Origin of the sequence: Gordonia sp. 852002-50395_SCH5434458 (assembly GCF_001665905.1) — a bacterium.
GTDB lineage: Bacteria > Actinomycetota > Actinomycetes > Mycobacteriales > Mycobacteriaceae > Gordonia > Gordonia jacobaea.
This window is the reverse complement of the sequence record NZ_LZTC01000048.1, coordinates 39,975-56,490: the sequence shown is the minus strand read 5'-3', so window position 1 is coordinate 56,490 and position 16,516 is coordinate 39,975. Positions and strand designations below refer to the sequence as shown.

Below are 16,516 nucleotides of genomic sequence, written 5' to 3'. Positions count from 1 at the left end.
CTCGAGCGCCCAGTCAACGGTCTGGAGCGCCCAGTCGACGCTCTGGGGCGCCCAGTCGACGCTCTGGGGCGCCCAGTCGGCACGACGAGCCGCCCAGTCGACCTCAGAGCGCGACGTACTTCGTGGTCAGGTACTCGTCGATGCCCTCGGAGCCGCCCTCGCGGCCGATGCCCGACTGCTTCACGCCGCCGAAGGGTGCTGCGACGTCGGAGATCACGCCGCGGTTGACCCCGACCATCCCGACGTCGAGCTTCGACGCGACGCGCATGCTGCGGTCGAGGTCGCGGGTGAAGAAGTAGCCGGCGAGGCCGTACACGGTGGAGTTGGCTGCGGCGATCGCCTCGTCCTCGGAGTCGAAGGTGCTGATCACCGCGACGGGGCCGAAGATCTCGTCGCGGGTGACGGGCGCGTACGCGTCGACCTGATCAATCACCGTCGCGGGGTAGAAGTACCCCTTCCCCTCGGGAGCCTTGCCGCCAAGGCGAACCCGACCACCATGTGCGACAGCACTTTCCACCGCTGCGGCGACCTTGTCGCGCTGCGCTGCGGTGACGAGCGGTCCGAGCGTCACGCCCTCCTCGTAGCCGGGTCCGAGTCGTACCGCCGACATCTTCTCGATCAACTTGTCGGTGAACTCCTCTGCAACCCCGGACTGGACCAGGAAGCGGTTCGCCGCGGTGCATGCCTCGCCGCCGTTGCGCATCTTCGCGAGAAACGCGCCTTCGACAGCCTTGTCGATGTCGGCGTCGTCGAATACGACGAACGGTGCGTTGCCGCCTAGTTCCATCGATGTCCGCTGCACCCGCTCTGCGGCCTGTGCCATCAGATTTCGACCCACCGGCGTCGAACCGGTGAAGCTGATCTTACGGATCCGGTCGTCGCTGATGATGGCCGACGCGACGCCGCGCGCGTCAGTGGTCGGCAGCACCGACAACACGCCCGCAGGCAGTCCTGCTTCGGCGAAGATCTCGGCCAGTGCCAGCATGGTCAAAGGTGTCTCGTGTGCTGGCTTGACCAGCATGACATTGCCGGCAGCCAATGCCGGGCCGATTTTGCGCGTGCCCATCGCCAGCGGGAAGTTCCACGGCGTGATCGCGAGCGACGGTCCAATAGGACCGTGGCTCACCAGGATTCGACCGGTGCCCGCCGGTGACTGCGTGCAGCGACCGTCGATCCGGACAGCCTCTTCGGCGAACCAGCGCAGAAACTCGTTGCCGTACTTGGTCTCCGAAAGGCTATCCGGCAGTGCGCGACCCAGTTCGAGCGTCATGAGCATGGCAAGGCTGTCGGCCCGGTCGGCGACCAATTCGAAAGCGCTACGCAGGATCTCGCCACGCTCGCGTGCAGGCGTCGCCGCCCATGAATCCGCGACGGCGACAGCGCGGTCGAGTGCGTGCACGGCGTCGTCGACGCTGGCGTCGGCAACCGCGGTCAGCGTCTCCTCGGTGGCCGGGTTGATGACGTCGAATGTCTTGCCGCCCTTGGCCTCGACCTCCTTGCCGTCGATCCAGAGGCCGGTAGGTATTCCGTCGAGTACGGCCTGCGGGTCAAGCACCTGGGTGCTGGTCATGCGAGTTCCCTTCGTGATGGCAGTGAGTCGGGGGCGACGCCTCGACGTCGAGAGAGGGGTTGCGATCGAAGAAGCCGAATGGCTTGAGCCAGAACGACACCGTGTCGGCCGGCATCACCGGCCAGTCCTCTGGACGGGTGATGTGATGGATTCCGAACGTGTACCACAGCACGACGTCGGTGTTCTCGATCGGTCGATTTGCCTTGGTCCACTCGCCGAGTCCGGTGTCGCGCTCGGACTGATTGACGAATTCGCCTGCGGGCCAACGCTCGTCGGGATGGTTCGGGGTCACCCAGAGCGAGTGTCCCATGACGGTTGCACGCTGGAAGATCGGCGACGCGGGGTCGAACATCGCCGGGAACGCGCCTGTCGGAACCAGCTTGTACGCGGGATTCAGGCCCAACGCTGTTGTCTTGTTGGGATTGGCGATCTTCCACGATTTCTGCGTCGCGAAGTTGGGGTCCTGCATGCCTTCCGACTCGGTCAGCAGCGGCGTGTTCCGTTGCACCAGGCCGAGACCGAGCGGATTGTCGGGGCCCATCGGCTCGACGAGAGTCTCGCTGGCGTAGACCGTGTTGTCGGACCCGTCGATGTCGAGATCCATTCGCGCAACGAGGAAATGCTGGTGGAACGGAGCGTACGTGCGGTTATCGACCGTCGTGCCGTGCGGATTCGACGTCAGGCCCGGCGGCATTGGTGTGGTCACCATGATGCCGGTGGCGCGTACCTCGCACTCGATGTTGCCGTCTTGATAGAAGCGCCAGTAGACGAGGTACTCGTAATTGGCAACTGTGACATGGAAACTCACCGTCAACCGACGCATACGACGCACCTCTGCGCCCGCGTCGTGATCGACGTGCTTCCACAGCACGGCGTTGTCTTCCTCGTGTATGCAGATCGCGTTCGTGATGGTGTACGGCTCGCCCGCACTGTTGTGCAGTGTGGCGTCGAGGTATCGGATCTCGCCGAGGCAGTCACAACCCAGCTCGAGCGACGTCGTCATGAAGCCGAGGCCCCACTCGCCGATGTCGAAAGCCGTACGGCGGTAATGGTCTTCGCTCGGATCGCGGTAGGGGACGACCATCTCGGCGAAGGAGAGACGATGCGCGATCTTGCGCACGTTCCCGCCGTCGTCGTAGGTGACGGTGTGCAGGGTCATGCCCTCGCGATAGTTGAAACCCACACGCAGCGACCACTTCTGCCACGTGAGCTGATTGCCGTCGAGCGTGAACGACGGCCCGTCGGGCTGGGTGATCTCCAGTGGCTTGAGCTCGGGCCGGTTGAAGGTGTCCCGAATGCGTTGTGGGATATGGCGCGGAACGTACTCGCCCATCACTTCCGGCTGGTCGAATCCGCCGGTGTCCTCGATGCGTAGCAGTTCCATCGTGTTCACGTCGATCACACAGTGCAGCCCCGACACCGGGTTCGCATACGGGTTGGAGCCCTCACTGTTGCGCACCCAGGTGTCCGACCAGCCGAGGCGTCGACCGCGGTACTCGTCGGGGATGACCGCGCCACCATAGGTCCACGTATCCATGAAAACGCCGTCCAGATCGGTGATCCCGCGTCGAGCCAGCGCCGCCTGGACGTCGGGGTGCGCGCGCAGGACGCGGTCGCATTCCTCGAACTCGTCGACGGTGAAGTTCGCCTGGACGTCGGGAATCAGCTCGAACGAGTCGACGCTGCCACCCGAGATCGACACGAACGACTTGTACGTCGTGTTCTCTCCTGTGTTGAAGCAGACGACCACCGCTCGACGCGGCGGAAGCGTGCCGTCGGCGTCGAATGCGGCGAGTTCGGTCTTGGTCGGCTCCGCGAGTTCGATTGACGCATAGCGCCAACCGTCGCCGACGCCCTGCTCGCTACCGAGTAGGGCTGTGACGGAACGGAATTCGTCGGCGGTCAGCGGATCGAGGGGATGCGGTTGGTCCAGGGGATGCGGGGACACGACTCTCCTTAGTGATCTGGCAACGAACTAGCAGGTCAGGCGTTGTCCTTGAGTGCCTGGCACAGCACCGCCAGGCCATCGCGCAGCAGGTCGTCGCCGATGACCAGCGGTGGCAACAGACGTAGCACGTTGCCGTAGGTGCCGCAGGTCAACGCGACGACGCCCTGGGCGAGCGCCGCTTTGGCCACCGCGGCGGTGAGGTCGGGATTGGGTTCGCGAGTCGCGGTTCCGTCTTCAGCGGGCGTCACCAGTTCGACGGCCATCATCGCGCCGCGACCGCGGATGTCGCCGATCACGGGCAGGCCCGCACCGTCGAGTTCGTCCTTGGTGGCCGAGAGTGCTTCGGTGATGATGGTCTCGATGTGTCGCGCACGGCCGCACAGGTCGAGCGATTCCATCTGGTCGATGGCTGCCAGCGCCGCAGCGCACGCAACGGGGTTGCCGCCGTAGGTGCCGCCGAGTCCGCCGCCGTGCACCGTGTCCATGATGTCGGCGCGTCCGGTCACCGCAGACAGGGGCATTCCGCCTGCGATGCCCTTGGCCATCGTGATGAGGTCGGGCGTGACGCCCTCCTGCTCACACGCGAACCACGTTCCGGTACGGGCGAATCCGGCTTGCACCTCGTCGGCGATGAACAGCACGCGGTGCATCGTGCACCACTCGGCAAGCGTCGAGAGGAATCCCGGTGCCGGAACGATGAATCCGCCCTCGCCCTGGATCGGTTCGATGACGATCGCGGCGGTGGTCTCCGCGCCGACCTGCTTCTCGATCATCGAGATCGCGCGCTTGGCCGCAGCCACACCGTCGCTGCCGAGTTCGTCGCGGTACGGATAGCTCATCGGCATCCGGTACACCTCGGGCGCGAACGGACCGAAGTTGCGCTTGTACGGCATGCTCTTGGCCGTCATCGCCATCGTCAGGTTGGTGCGCCCGTGGTAGGCGTGATCGAAGGCGATGACAGCGTTGCGTCGTGTCGAGAGGCGGGCAATCTTCACCGCGTTCTCGACGGCCTCGGCGCCCGAGTTGAACAGCACGGTGCGCTTCTCGAAGTCGCCCGGGGTGATCTCGTTGAGCTTCTCGGCGACGGCCACGTAGCCCTCATACGGCGTCACCATGAAGCAGGTGTGCGTGAAGTGCGCTGCCTGCTCGGCGACGGCCGCCGCGACGGCCGAGTTGCTCGCGCCGACGGATGTGACGGCGATGCCGGAGCCGAGGTCGATCAGAGAGTTGCCGTCGACGTCGACGATCACTCCGCCGTCGGCGTCGGCCGCGAAGACGGGAACGCTGGAGCCGACGCCCGCGGCGACGGCACCCAGTCGGCGCTGCCCGATCTCCATCGAGCGTGGGCCGGGCAGTTCGCTGACCAGCTTCCGCTCCTGGGGCAGCCGGTAGACAATGTCGGTTGCTGTGGTCATGGACACCAGTGTTCGCCTGCCACCCCCACCTGCGGACCTGACAAGTTGTACAGCCTTTCGGCGTCGCACTGCCACAATGTCCAGTCGGCGGTTACGGTGGGTGGGTGACCACCGTTCGATGGCTGATGGCCCAGCGTCGACTCGAACTCTCGCTGCGCGCCGGGGCCGAGGGCCTCGACCGCGACCTCGACTGCGCGGTGAGCTCCGAACTCGTGAGCACCGCCGACTGGTTGCAGGGCGGCGAGGTGCTGTTGACCACCGGCATGCGACTGAACGCCGACGACGCTGCCGCGCAGCGCGAGTTCGTACGCAGCCTCAACGCCGTCGGTGCCGCCGCGATCGGGTTCGGTGTCGGTCTCGGATTCGACGAGGTGCCCGACGGCCTGCTCGCGGCCGCCGACGAGTTCGGTCTCCCGCTGTTCGAGGTTCCGCTCGCGATACCGTTCTCGGCCATCACGCGGGCAGTCCTCGATCAGATCGCCGCGCAGCGGTCGGCGCGGCTGGTGTCCGCGACGCGTGCGCAACCTCGCATGACAAGGGCGGCAACGGTATCGGGGTCGAAGGGACTCGTACGGGAGCTCGCCGATGCGGTTGGCCAGCGGGTGATCCTGCTCGACGCCGGGCACTCCCCGGTTGCCGAAGCTCCCGGACAGGCGAATTCCGTTGAACTCGAGCAGCTTCGCGCGATAGTGATGCGCGACCCCGCATCCGCGGGCGCCGTCCGCGTGACTGACGACTCGGTACTCACCGTCGCGCGAGTCGGTTCGGGGGCAACGACCTTCGGACATCTCGGCGTCATCGGTTCGAGCCCACTCGACGACGTCGGCCGCATGCTGATCGGCCACGCCGTCTCGCTGCTCGTCATCGAATATGCCAAGCCGCAAGAGGTTCGACGCGACGTCGGCGAACTGCAGGGTGAAGTGCTCGCGCTCGCCATGGACCGCCACGTCGGGGAGCGATCGCGCGAGATGCTGCTTCGGGCAGCCGATCCCGAGGGTCGGGTACGCGCGGTGGTGTTCCGTTTCGAGAGTGTCGACGATGCACAACACGGCGCTCGACGCCTCGCCGTCGAGTTCGAGCGCCGGTGGCGGCCGGTGTTCGTGCACCGTCGCGGCAACGAACTCGTCGGCCTGATCCGCGGCGACGATCACATCCAATTCGCCACCGGTCTACTCGGAATACTCAGTGCGACAGGCACAGTCCGCGGCGGGCTGGGGCCCGCGGTTCCGGTCGACGACGTCGCAGACTCGGTACGACAGGCCCGCCTCTCGTGTCGTTCGGCAGCTGCGGGTCAGCTCCTCGACCTCTACGACCTACGCTCACTTCTCGCCAGCGACACCGTGCGAGAGGTGTTGCGCGACAGCTACACCGAGCGCATCGCCCCGCTCGTCGCATACGACGCCGCGAACGCCGGACATCTCCAACAGAGCCTGCTGGCCTACCTTGAGGCCAACGGCAACTGGGGTGCCGCGGCGAGTGCGCTCGGCGTGCACCGACATACATTGCGCGGCCGTATCGAGCGGGTCGAGGACATGCTCGCCGTCGACCTTTCCGACGCCCGCACTCGCGCCGAACTGCTGCTGACACTGCTGAGCGAGAGCGCGTGAACTCCCGCCGCCCTTGGCTTCTCGTGGTCGTCGCGACGCTGCTGTTGGCGACGGCGTGCACCGACGGCGGCTCGAATTCGGCGGAGAGTTCCGGGACGACCGCGAGTGCGGGGACGTCCGACGGCGCGGGAACAACCGGTAGCAGCGGAACAACCGTCAGCGCCGCGTATGTCAACCTCGGCGACAGCTACAGTGCGGGAACGGGGGTGCGTCCGCTCGTCGAGGATTCGCCGCTGCAGTGCCAACGGTCGTCGTCGAACTATGCCCACGTGCTTGCGCAGCGACGGGGGCTTGCACTCGACGATGTCAGTTGCGCGGGTGCGACGACGTCGGATTTCTTTGCGGCGCAATACTTCGGTGTCGATCCGCAGCTCGACGCGCTCGGGGAGAGAACGCGGATCGTGACGCTCATGATCGGCGGCAACGACGGCGATATCTTCTCCGGAACCATCGCCGACTGCGGTGAGGTGGCCGCCGACGACCCGACCGGGGCGCCGTGTCGCGTCCGGTATGGCGACAGCTTTGTGCGCAGGGTGCAGTCGAGCACCTATCCGGCACTGGTGAAAGCGCTGAACGCCGTTGCCGACCGCGCCCCGAACGCGCGCGTGGTCGTCGTCGGGTATCCGTGGATTCTGCCCGATACGACCGGCTGCTATCCGACGATGCGCATTGCCGCGGGCGACGTCGCGTACATCCGCGACCTGCAGGCGACGCTCAACCGCGCGGTCGCGCGAGCAGCCACCGAGACCGGCGCGACGTTCGTCGATATGTCGACGGTCTCCGAAGGTCACGACGCCTGCCAACCCGAGGGCGTGCGCTGGATAGAACCGCAAGTGGGGTCGTCGGCCCCGGTGAAGGTGCATCCCAACGTCGACGGCCAGCGCGCCATCGCCGACCAGGTGGGCGCCGCCCTGGGCCGGTGAGCACACCGAAGGCTGGCGGTACACGACCTTTACGTCATCGAACAATCCACAGCCCGCCGCGTATCCACAACATCGCCCATCTCGCCGGCTTCACCACTTATTCGCAGCGATCCGCGCGAGACGCTGTGGTTCGTGACCGGACTCGAGCACAGCGACCAGTGGCGCGGCGTCTTCTCCTGGGCTGAGCTGACCCGCCGCGACTTCAGCCAGGCGCAGGTACGGCGAATGGTCGACGCTGGAGACCTGCGCCTTCTGCGTCGAGGCTGGTACGCCTCCTCGTTCGCGGACCCGACGGTCGTCTCGGCGGTGAGCGCGGGCGGAGTCTGCACCTGTGCCAGCGCACTCGATCTGCACGGCGTGTGGGTTGCCCCGTACGGCGACCTCGTGCACGTGCGCGGTCGAAACGTCGCCGTGCGCGGATCTGCCGGCACACATCACGCGTGTACTCGCTACGGACGGGCGTCACGGGAGGTCTACCCGCTCGACGACGTGGCCACGGCGCTGCAGTACGCGGTCCGTTGCTTCAACGAAGAGGGCATCGTCGCCGCGTGCGATTCCGTGCTGCATCAGGGGCTGCTCGAGTTCACCGACCTACAGGCGTTGTTCTCGTCGATGCCCGTCCGAATCCGGCGACTCCTCGACCGGTGCGTCGACTGCCTCGACTCCGGGGCCGAGTCCATCTTCGGGTTCCGCCTGACCACGCTGGGGATCGCGTTCGAGACTCAGGTGGAGATTCCCGGGATCGGCAGGGTCGACTTCTTGATCGGAAAGAGGCTGATCGTCGAGGTCGACAGCGTCGCCTACCACGACAAATCGTCGGAGCAACGCGAGAAGGACCGGGTCCGAGACGAGACCGCTCACCGTCTCGGCTACATCCCGTGGCGGATCTCGTACAAGCGGCTGATGTTCACGTGGGACGAAGTGGTCGACACGCTTCTCGCGATGATCCGCCGACGCGACCACCTCAAATCGCTGGCCGAGCCGCCCGAGCTGGCGCGCCAGGCGGCCGACTCCGGCGCCGATCACGCCCTCGGCTACTGGGACGATCCCGACTTCACGGGATGCTGAACCCCGCGAGGACCGGGTCCGTACACAACTGTGACGTCAGCGGGGCGCCGAGACAATTATTGTCGTGGCCTCGCGCTGGCGACCGGATTGTGTACGTAGTTTGCGGCCCGCGACCCGGCGAGTTTCTCCAACCCGGCGGCGCGCGATGCAGCCGCTATCCGAGTGCCTGCGCGGCCTGACCAGGGCGAATTGTCGCCGATCGTTGCGGTTTGGAACACTGTAGGCCGTGAGGAGTTCCGCTGAGGTCGCAGCCCGTTCAACTGAATTGTTCCGTCGGGCCCAGGATGCGACGCCCGGTGGGGTCAATTCGCCCGTGCGCGCGTTCTCGGCGGTCGGCGGCACTCCGCGATTCATCGCCTCAGCGCAGGGCTGTCATCTGACGGATGTCGACGGCAACGACTACGTCGACCTCGTCTCCTCCTGGGGGCCGATGATCCTCGGCCACGCGCACCCCGCGGTCGTGGAGGCCGTGCAGAAGACGGCGGCGCACGGACTTTCCTTCGGCGCGCCGACCGAGGGCGAGATCGAACTCGCCGAAGAGATCATCGACCGTGTCGATCCGGTCGAGCGTGTCCGCTTGGTCAACTCCGGCACCGAGGCGACGATGTCGGCGATCCGCCTCGCGCGCGGCGCAACCGGACGCTCGAAGATCATCAAGTTCTCCGGCTGCTACCACGGTCACGTCGACGCGCTGCTCGCCGACGCGGGCTCCGGTATCGCGACGCTCGGCCTGCCGACGACGCCCGGCGTCACGGGTGCGGCGGCACACGACACCATCGTCCTGCCCTACAACAATCTCGACGCCGTGGCCGAAGCGTTCGCCACCTACGGAGACGAGATCGCAGCCGTGATCACCGAGGCCGCGGCCGGCAATATGGGCGCGGTCGCCCCTGTCGACGGTTTCAACGCCGGCCTGCGCGATCTCACCAGGCGCCACGGCGCGCTCTTCATCATCGACGAGGTCATGACGGGTTTCCGTGTCAGCCCCGCAGGCTGGTACGGCCTCGAAGGCGTCGCTGCCGACCTCTACACCTTCGGCAAGGTGATGAGCGGCGGACTGCCCGCTGCGGCGTTCGGCGGTCGCACCGACATCATGGAGAACCTCGCACCCACCGGGCCCGTCTATCAGGCGGGCACGCTCAGCGGTAACCCTGTCGCCGTCGCCGCAGGACTCGCGACGCTCCGCCACGCCGACGCCGACGTCTACACCGCACTCGACGCCAACGCCAACAAGCTGGCCGCGCTGTTCGCCGAGGCGCTCACCGACGCGGGCGTCGGCCACCGGGTGCAGATGGCGGGCAACCTGCTCAGTGTGTTCTTCACCTCCGACACCTCGACGCCGATCACCGACTACGCCGCGGTCAAAAACACCGAGACCTGGCGTTTCGCGCCCTTCTTCCACGCGCTGCTCGACGCGGGCGTGTACGCACCGCCGAGCGCATTCGAAGCCTGGTTTGTCTCTGCGGCGCTGGACGAGGATGCTTTTGGTCGAATCGCTGACGCGCTGCCGGCCGCAGCCCGCGCTGCAGCGCACGCCACGCAATCGGGGGAGTCCGACTGATGCACACGATCGTCCACATGATGCGCCACGGAGAGGTGCACAACCCGGACGGCATCCTCTACGGCCGTTTGCCCGGATTCCGCCTGTCGACGACCGGCCGCGCTCAGGCGGAGAAGGTCGCGGGCACGCTCGCCGACCACGACGTCACCGCGGTCTTCGCCTCCCCACTGCAGCGCGCACAGGAGACTGCCACCCCGATCGCCGCAGCACACGGACTGCCGATCTTCACCAACGATCAACTCATCGAGGCCGAGAACGTCTTCGAGGGCCTCAAGGTCTCCGTCGGCGACGGCGCGCTGAGCAAGCCCCGACACTGGGTCAAGCTGCGCGACCCGTTCACCCCGTCGTGGGGCGAGCCCTACATCCAGCTCGCGCACCGCATGCTCGCGGCCGCCAACAAGGCGCGCGACGCCGCTCGCGGCCACGAGGCCGTCTGCGTCAGCCACCAATTGCCCGTCTACACCCTTCGACGCTTCCTCGAGGGCCAGCGTCTCTGGCACGACCCCCGCCGTCGTCAGTGCTCACTGGCATCGCTGACCAGTCTCATCTACGACGACGACGCTCTCGTCGACATCATCTACTCCGAACCCGCCGGGCATTCCGACCCGCTCGCCACCGGGGCATGAGCCGGATTCGACACATGCGCAGTAAGACCTTCACCGCAGCTCTGTTCGCCGTGCTGACCGCGCTCGGCGTGCTGCTCAGCGGCTGCAGCGGAGGTAATGACGCAGTGGCGCAGGGCGACACCTTCCAATTCGTGTCGCCGGGGGGACAGACGACGATCACCTACCCCGAATCCGAGCGCAAGCCGATCGCCGACCTCATCGGCCCCGACCTCGTGACCGACAAGCAGATCGACGTCGACAAGGACTTCGCGGGCAAGGTCACGGTGGTCAACGTGTGGGGCTCGTGGTGCGCTCCGTGCCGCGCAGAGGCCGACGACCTCGAGACCGTCTACGACCAGAACAAGGACAACGGCGTCGCCTTCGTCGGCATCAACCTGCGCGACGACCGACAGTCGGCCAAAGACTTCGTCGCCGACCGCAAGGTCGGGTACCCCTCGATCTACGACTTCGATGGCGCGACGCTCGCCTCGATGACCACACCCACCTCGGTCGTCCCGACGACCGTCGTCCTCGACCGGCAGCACCGTCCGGCCGCGGTCTACCTGCGCACGGTCAGCGCCGACGAACTCGACGCGATGGTGAAGAAGATCGCCGCGGAAGACTCCGGAAAGCAGCCGTGAGCGGAATGGGACAAACTTTCGCCGACACGGTCACCAGCGGTCCGCTGCTGTTGGCGCTTGCCGCGTGCGTGATCGCCGGGCTCGTCTCCTTCGCGTCCCCGTGCGTGGTGCCGCTTGTCCCCGGCTACCTTTCGTACCTCGCAGGCCTCGTCGGGGCAGAGGCGCCCGCGGTGACGGTCGGTGAGTCGCCCAAGCGGGGACGTTCACGGGTGGCGATCGCGGCGGCGCTGTTCGTCCTCGGCTTCACGGTGGTCTTCGTCGCCGCGACGGCGACGGTCCTCGGTATCACGAGCACCGTGATCGTCAATCATGATGTGCTGCAACGCATCGGCGGGGTGGTGACGATCGTGATGGGCCTCGTCTTCATCGGACTCGTCCCGATGATGCAGCGCGAGTTCCGCTTCGCGCCGCGCAACGTCTCCAACATCGTCGGAGCCCCACTGCTCGGCGCGGTCTTCGCGCTCGGCTGGACCCCGTGCCTCGGTCCCACACTCGCCGCGGTCATCGCCACCGCGAGTGGCACGCAGGGCGCGACCGCTGCGAAGGGCGTCGCGCTGATCATCGCGTACTGCGCAGGCCTCGGCATTCCGTTCGTCATTCTCGCGTTCTCGTCCGCGTGGGCACTGCGCAGCCTCGGCTGGTTGCGCACGCACGCCCGACTCATCCAGATTGTCGGCGGCATCATGCTGATCGCGGTCGGAGTGGCTCTCGTCACCGGCTTGTGGGACCAGTTCATCGTGTGGGTCCGCGACGCTTTCATCTCCGACACCGAGCTTCCGGTATAGAAGCAGGGCGAACATGACACAGACCATCGACCGACCGTCCACCCCCGCGCCGCAGGCCCCGCAGCGTCCGCACTGGGTCAAGCGTCGGGTGCTGTGGCCGCTGCGCAACCTCTGGCGCAGCCTCACGTCGATGCGTACCGCGTTGGTGTTGTTGTTCCTGCTCGCGCTCGCCGCGATCCCCGGTGCACTGCTGCCGCAGCGAGAACTCAACGAGCAGAAGACACTTCAGTACATCTCCGACCACGGCTGGCTCGGGGAGTGGATGGACAAGATCCAGCTCTTCGACGTCTTCAAGAGCGCGTGGTTCACGGCCATCTACGTCCTGCTGTTCATCTCGCTGGTTGGTTGTCTCACCCCGCGCATCATCGAGCACGCCAAGAGTCTTCGCGCCAAACCCGTTGCCGCACCTCGCAATCTGTCGCGCATGCCGCGACACATCACCGAGACGGTCGACGGCGAGCCCGCCGAACTCGCCGAACGCATCTCGGGCAACCTGCGTGGCTGGCGACGCGAGATCACCGTGCGCGAGCCGTCGAAGGCATATCCGGACGGCTGCGTCGAAGTGTCGGCCGAGAAGGGATACCTGCGCGAATTCGGCAATCTGGTCTTCCATTTCGCGCTGTTGGCGCTGCTCGTGTCCATCGCGGTGGGCAAGGTGTACGGCTATGAGGGCACGCGCAGTCTCGTCGCCGACGGCGAGCAGGGATTGTGCAACACGTCGACGGCGGTCTACGACTCGTTCCGTGCGGGCGCGCTGGTCGACGGCACCAACCTCTCACCGTTCTGCATCCGCGTCGACGACTTCTCCGCGACCTTCCTTCCCAACGGTCAGCCGTCGATGTACGACGCGAAGATCCGCTACACCACCGACCCGCGCACACCGTCGTCGCAGTGGCAGGAGCGCTCGGTGCGCGTCAACGATCCGCTGCGCGTCTCGGGCGATCGCGTGTACGTGCTGGGCAACGGCTTCGCGCCGACCTTCACCGTGACCTTCCCGAACGGGGAAAAGCGCACGCAGACCGCCCTGTTCATCCCCGAAGTGATGCAGACCATGCTGTCGTCGGGCGCTGCCCGCTTCGACACCCCGGCTGGCCTGTATCCCGACGAGGACACCCGCCGCAAGAATCAGATCGCCCTCGAGGGACTTTTCGCGCCGACGGCGAGCTACGACGGCACGCTGCTCAGTTCGTCGTCGCCGGAGCCGAACGACCCGCAGGTCGCGATCCGTATCTACCGTGGTGACACCGGCCTCGACACCGGCCGTGCGCAGAACGCCTACTCGCTGGACCCCACGATGATGCACCAGGGCAGGCTCAACCGTGAGGCCCAGGCGAACCTGAAGATCGGCGAGAGCGCGAGCCTTCCCGACGGCACCAAGGTCAGCTTCGACGGCTACAAGCGCTGGATCTCCGTCCAGGTCTCGCACGATCCGGCGCAGACCTGGGTGCTCGTGTCGTCGATCGTGATGCTGGTCGGGTTGGTGGTCTCGCTGATCGTCAAACGACGCAGGATCTGGGCGCGTCTGGTGCCCGACTCGGACAACGGCGACCGACGACGTACGGTAGTAGAGATTGCCGGACTGGCTCGCACCGACCAGGCCGGCTGGGGCGAGGGCTTCGACGAGCAGGCACGCGGCCTGCTCACCGACGACAACAGGAGACTACGACGCCTGTAGTCGCGGACGCTTCCAGCAGACTGCAGCAGTAGAGATAGGGCCAGCGATGGGTAACGGAACAGACCAGATCGACGAAACGTTGGCGCGCTACTCCGACCTTCTGTTCGGTACGGCGATCACCATCTACGTCCTGGCGATGCTCATGTTCCTCGCCGCACTCGCAGGAGCACGCTCTCGAAAGCTCACCGCGGCCAAAGAACTGGTCGCAGCGGGAGGCGGTTCGACGACGCAGCGCGCCCCCGGCAAGATCGAGGGTCCCGCTCCGCGCACGCTGTCGGAGAAGATCGGCAACATGGCCTATCCGGTCGTGTTCGTCGGACTCATCGCGCACATCGCGTCGATCGTCACCCGCGGACTCGCCACCGACCGCGCCCCCTGGGGCAACATGTACGAGTTCATCTCGCTGACCTGCGCCGCGTGCGTGGTCGCCGGGCTCGTCATCCTGCGTAAGCAGATCAACCGCCCGCTACTGGCTTTCGTGCTGCTCCCGGTCACCCTGCTGATGTTCATCGCGGGCCGGTGGCTCTACACACAGGCCGCGCCCGTCGTTCCAGCGCTCAAGTCGTACTGGCTGGCCATCCACGTCTCGATCATCTCGATCAGCTCGGGTGTGCTGCTCGTCTCCGGCGTCGCCAGCATCCTGTACCTGGTCAAGATGCGCTGGGGAGCGTCGGCCGAGAACGTCTCCGAGACCGGTGGCGGCGTCGTCGGCGGACTGCGTCGACTTGTCGCCCACATCCCGACCGCAGAGGCACTCGACCGTCTCGCCTACAAGTGCGTGGTGTTCGGGTTCCCGCTCTTCGGGCTGGGAATCGTGTTCGGCGCCATCTGGGCCGAGTCGGCATGGGGCCGCTTCTGGGGCTGGGACCCGAAAGAAACCGTCTCGTTCATCGCGTGGATCATCTACGCCGCATACCTGCACGCCCGCGCAACTGCCGGATGGCGCAACAGCACCGCGGCATGGATCAACGTCGCCGGATTCGTGGCGCTGCTGTTCAACCTGTTCATCATCAACCTGGTCGTCTCCGGCCTGCATTCCTACGCCGGCCTGTGACAGCGCCCGCCTACGCGAAGCGGTGAAGTAGCCCGCCTAAGCGGAACGGTGCCCACCGGTTGTCCGCGCGCTGCGCTCTGACAACGCTTGTGCGCGAACCATTTTGAGCAGATCGATCATGACGTCGATGGTGTCGGGGCAGAGGCTTGCCAGGTCGACCCCGGACAGATGAGTCTCAGTCGTGGCGAGCATCTCGACGTAGTCGCGCTGCCGCTGCACACGGTCGAGGTCCTCGGAAGGATTTGAGAGGAAGTACGTCACGCTGACCTCGAAGGCGCTCGCGATGGCCTCCACTGTCTTGAACGACGGCGTACGCGCCTTACCTGTGCGCAACTGCGAAATGTAGGCGTCGCTCAACGAGTGGCCGTGCTGATTGGCTTTCTCCGCGATCCGCTTACCGGTATACCGTCGGCCGTCTTCATCGCGAGAATGCTCAAACAGTTCGGCCAGTTTGGCGGCGAAACTGTCGTCGCCGTCGGGAGCCGTGCCCGGGCGAGTGGTCATGATTCAGAACTCGCCCGACGTGTCGATGTCGATGACGCTATTCCCCCTGGCGCTGTGTCTGCTACGGACCGCAATCGTACCCACACCATGTAGGTGTGCGTCGTGCATCCCCGGTGCAGGGTGCGTCACAGTTCGTCGTTGGGTCCTCGCGTGCGCCTGTCGAGATCGCGAAGGAAATCCGCGTCGTCGTCGGGCCCTACGGGTCCGTGGCTGCGAGACGTCGGCCTCCCCGTCGTCGTGTCACGTCGTTCTGCCAGAGCGGGCCCAAACGCGCGCCACAACAGAAAACCGATCGCGGCCAAGCCGACGATGGCCAAAAGAAACGTCATGGCAACCTCCCATCAACCAGGGTACGCGCCCCGGTGTGGGAGATCGGTGAGCCCAGCGGCGCGTGGTGACTATCCGACGCGACGATTGAGAAGTGCGACGACGTCCTCCTCGCGGAAACGACGATGGCCGCCGGGGGTACGAATCGACCCGAGAATGCCCGAGCTCGCCCACCGTGCGACGGTCTTGGGGTTCACGTTGAACATCGCGGCAACCTGGCCGGGGGTCAGTGTGTGCTGGCTTGCGAGGCCGGGGGTGATGACGGTGGCTACACCAGGGCTGAGAGCGGTCATTGTTCTCCCCTTCGGGTTTCTCTTCCAAAGACGCGCGGTGATTGCGCGTTGAGACATGAATACACGCAAAACGCCCAGGTACTCGAACCGTCATTACGAGGTAAAGAGAGTCAAAAGGTGCCTGTGACCTGCAAACACCGATTATGCACCCAAGTATCCTGAACATGTGACCGACAAGCAGGAGCCCACTCAAGCGGGTACGCACAAACCAGACAACACAGACATCGCAGGTCAGAGCCGTGTGGGCATGGGAACGTTGCTCGTCTCGATCCTTCTCTACACCGTGGCGCGACTGCTACTGGTGGTGGTCGTGGCCGCGATCATCATGGGAATCGGTGCGCTCGCGGGCGTCACCGTGCCGCTGTTGGTAGCCGCGGTGTTCGGTGTCCTCATCGCGCTTCCGTTGGGCATGGTGTTGTTCAAGAAACTGCGCGTGCGCGTCAACACCCAGATCGCCGCGGTCGACGCCGAGCGCCGTCGTAAACACGACGACCTCCAGACGCGCCTGCGTGGGGCAGACGGCAAATGAGCCCTAGACCA

At 65.9% G+C, this 16,516-nt stretch carries 16 protein-coding genes; 10 read left to right on the top strand and 6 right to left on the bottom strand.

What is annotated here, in order from left to right:
- Positions 1–103 precede the first annotated feature (103 nt).
- The 3 genes from A5785_RS11410 to gabT are packed head-to-tail and all read right to left on the bottom strand — an operon-like array spanning position 104 to position 4,933.
- Positions 104–1,570, bottom strand: a complete 1,467-nt coding sequence (locus A5785_RS11410) for an NAD-dependent succinate-semialdehyde dehydrogenase (RefSeq protein WP_049700782.1) — start codon at positions 1,568–1,570, stop codon at positions 104–106.
- Entirely contained in the window at positions 1,548–3,518 is a 1,971-nt protein-coding gene (locus tag A5785_RS11405; RefSeq protein WP_197494495.1) for a primary-amine oxidase, read from the bottom strand. The genes A5785_RS11410 and A5785_RS11405 overlap by 23 nt, the downstream gene beginning before the upstream one ends.
- Positions 3,519–3,553: 35 nt before the next feature.
- Positions 3,554–4,933 (bottom strand): 4-aminobutyrate--2-oxoglutarate transaminase, encoded by a 1,380-nt coding sequence (gabT, locus tag A5785_RS11400; protein ID WP_049700860.1) that lies wholly within the window; start codon positions 4,931–4,933, stop codon positions 3,554–3,556.
- A 104-nt stretch (positions 4,934–5,037) separates the two neighbouring features.
- Here gabT and A5785_RS11395 point away from each other — a divergent pair, with 104 nt between their 5' ends.
- The 9 genes from A5785_RS11395 to ccsB all read left to right on the top strand — a co-directional run bounded on the left by A5785_RS11395 (position 5,038) and on the right by ccsB (position 14,852).
- Positions 5,038–6,540: a PucR family transcriptional regulator gene (locus A5785_RS11395; protein ID WP_197494496.1), complete on the top strand. Its 1,503-nt coding sequence runs from the start codon at positions 5,038–5,040 to the stop codon at positions 6,538–6,540.
- The gene (locus A5785_RS11390) at positions 6,537–7,463 is read left to right on the top strand and encodes an SGNH/GDSL hydrolase family protein (protein ID WP_049700784.1); all 927 of its coding nucleotides are present in this window, start codon (positions 6,537–6,539) and stop codon (positions 7,461–7,463) included. Before A5785_RS11395 ends, A5785_RS11390 begins: the two co-directional genes overlap by 4 nt.
- A 132-nt stretch (positions 7,464–7,595) precedes the next feature.
- Entirely contained in the window at positions 7,596–8,531 is a 936-nt protein-coding gene (locus tag A5785_RS11385) for a type IV toxin-antitoxin system AbiEi family antitoxin domain-containing protein (RefSeq protein WP_064866538.1), read from the top strand.
- Between the two features lie 226 nt (positions 8,532–8,757).
- A complete protein-coding gene (hemL, locus tag A5785_RS11380; protein WP_064866537.1) occupies positions 8,758–10,092 on the top strand; it encodes a glutamate-1-semialdehyde 2,1-aminomutase in 1,335 nt (444 codons plus the stop codon).
- Positions 10,092–10,718: a histidine phosphatase family protein gene (locus A5785_RS11375; RefSeq protein ID WP_064866535.1), complete on the top strand. Its 627-nt coding sequence runs from the start codon at positions 10,092–10,094 to the stop codon at positions 10,716–10,718. Before hemL ends, A5785_RS11375 begins: the two co-directional genes overlap by 1 nt.
- 14 nt (positions 10,719–10,732) lie before the next feature.
- Positions 10,733–11,338, top strand: a complete 606-nt coding sequence (locus A5785_RS11370) for a TlpA family protein disulfide reductase (protein ID WP_049700788.1) — start codon at positions 10,733–10,735, stop codon at positions 11,336–11,338.
- A gap of 5 nt (positions 11,339–11,343) precedes the next feature.
- Positions 11,344–12,123: a cytochrome c biogenesis CcdA family protein gene (locus A5785_RS11365; RefSeq protein ID WP_049700789.1), complete on the top strand. Its 780-nt coding sequence runs from the start codon at positions 11,344–11,346 to the stop codon at positions 12,121–12,123.
- 13 nt (positions 12,124–12,136) lie between these two features.
- Positions 12,137–13,798 (top strand): cytochrome c biogenesis protein ResB, encoded by a 1,662-nt coding sequence (resB, locus tag A5785_RS11360; RefSeq protein WP_049700790.1) that lies wholly within the window; start codon positions 12,137–12,139, stop codon positions 13,796–13,798.
- Positions 13,799–13,844: 46 nt separating this feature from the next.
- Entirely contained in the window at positions 13,845–14,852 is a 1,008-nt protein-coding gene (gene ccsB, locus A5785_RS11355) for a c-type cytochrome biogenesis protein CcsB (RefSeq protein ID WP_049700791.1), read from the top strand.
- Between the two features lie 36 nt (positions 14,853–14,888).
- Here ccsB and A5785_RS11350 read toward each other — a convergent pair whose 3' ends face one another.
- From A5785_RS11350 to A5785_RS11340, 3 genes are all read right to left on the bottom strand, one after another.
- The gene (locus A5785_RS11350) at positions 14,889–15,356 is read right to left on the bottom strand and encodes a transcriptional regulator (RefSeq protein ID WP_064866533.1); all 468 of its coding nucleotides are present in this window, start codon (positions 15,354–15,356) and stop codon (positions 14,889–14,891) included.
- Between the two features lie 125 nt (positions 15,357–15,481).
- A complete protein-coding gene (locus A5785_RS11345) occupies positions 15,482–15,685 on the bottom strand; it encodes a hypothetical protein (protein ID WP_049700792.1) in 204 nt (67 codons plus the stop codon).
- Positions 15,686–15,754: 69 nt separating this feature from the next.
- Positions 15,755–15,976, bottom strand: a complete 222-nt coding sequence (locus tag A5785_RS11340; protein ID WP_049700793.1) for a BldC family transcriptional regulator — start codon at positions 15,974–15,976, stop codon at positions 15,755–15,757.
- Between the two features lie 166 nt (positions 15,977–16,142).
- On the opposite strand from A5785_RS11340, the gene A5785_RS11335 reads away from it, so the two are divergent.
- On the top strand, positions 16,143–16,505 hold the full coding sequence (locus A5785_RS11335; protein ID WP_082937908.1) for a DUF4229 domain-containing protein: 363 nt from the start codon (positions 16,143–16,145) through the stop codon (positions 16,503–16,505).
- The last annotated feature ends 11 nt before the right edge of the window (positions 16,506–16,516 follow it).

Excerpts from the sequence above, each read along its gene's own strand:
- A5785_RS11410 (WP_049700782.1), bottom strand. The coding sequence starts at position 1,570 with ATGACCAGCACCCAGGTGCTTGACCCGCAGGCCGTACTCGACGGAATA.
- gabT (WP_049700860.1), bottom strand. The coding sequence starts at position 4,933 with ATGACCACAGCAACCGACATTGTCTACCGGCTGCCCCAGGAGCGGAAG.
- A5785_RS11375 (WP_064866535.1), top strand. The coding sequence starts at position 10,092 with ATGCACACGATCGTCCACATGATGCGCCACGGAGAGGTGCACAACCCG.
- A5785_RS11370 (WP_049700788.1), top strand. The coding sequence starts at position 10,733 with ATGCGCAGTAAGACCTTCACCGCAGCTCTGTTCGCCGTGCTGACCGCG.
- A5785_RS11365 (WP_049700789.1), top strand. The coding sequence starts at position 11,344 with ATGGGACAAACTTTCGCCGACACGGTCACCAGCGGTCCGCTGCTGTTG.
- resB (WP_049700790.1), top strand. The coding sequence starts at position 12,137 with ATGACACAGACCATCGACCGACCGTCCACCCCCGCGCCGCAGGCCCCG.
- ccsB (WP_049700791.1), top strand. The coding sequence starts at position 13,845 with ATGGGTAACGGAACAGACCAGATCGACGAAACGTTGGCGCGCTACTCC.
- A5785_RS11350 (WP_064866533.1), bottom strand. The coding sequence starts at position 15,356 with ATGACCACTCGCCCGGGCACGGCTCCCGACGGCGACGACAGTTTCGCC.
- A5785_RS11345 (WP_049700792.1), bottom strand. The coding sequence starts at position 15,685 with ATGACGTTTCTTTTGGCCATCGTCGGCTTGGCCGCGATCGGTTTTCTG.
- A5785_RS11340 (WP_049700793.1), bottom strand. The coding sequence starts at position 15,976 with ATGACCGCTCTCAGCCCTGGTGTAGCCACCGTCATCACCCCCGGCCTC.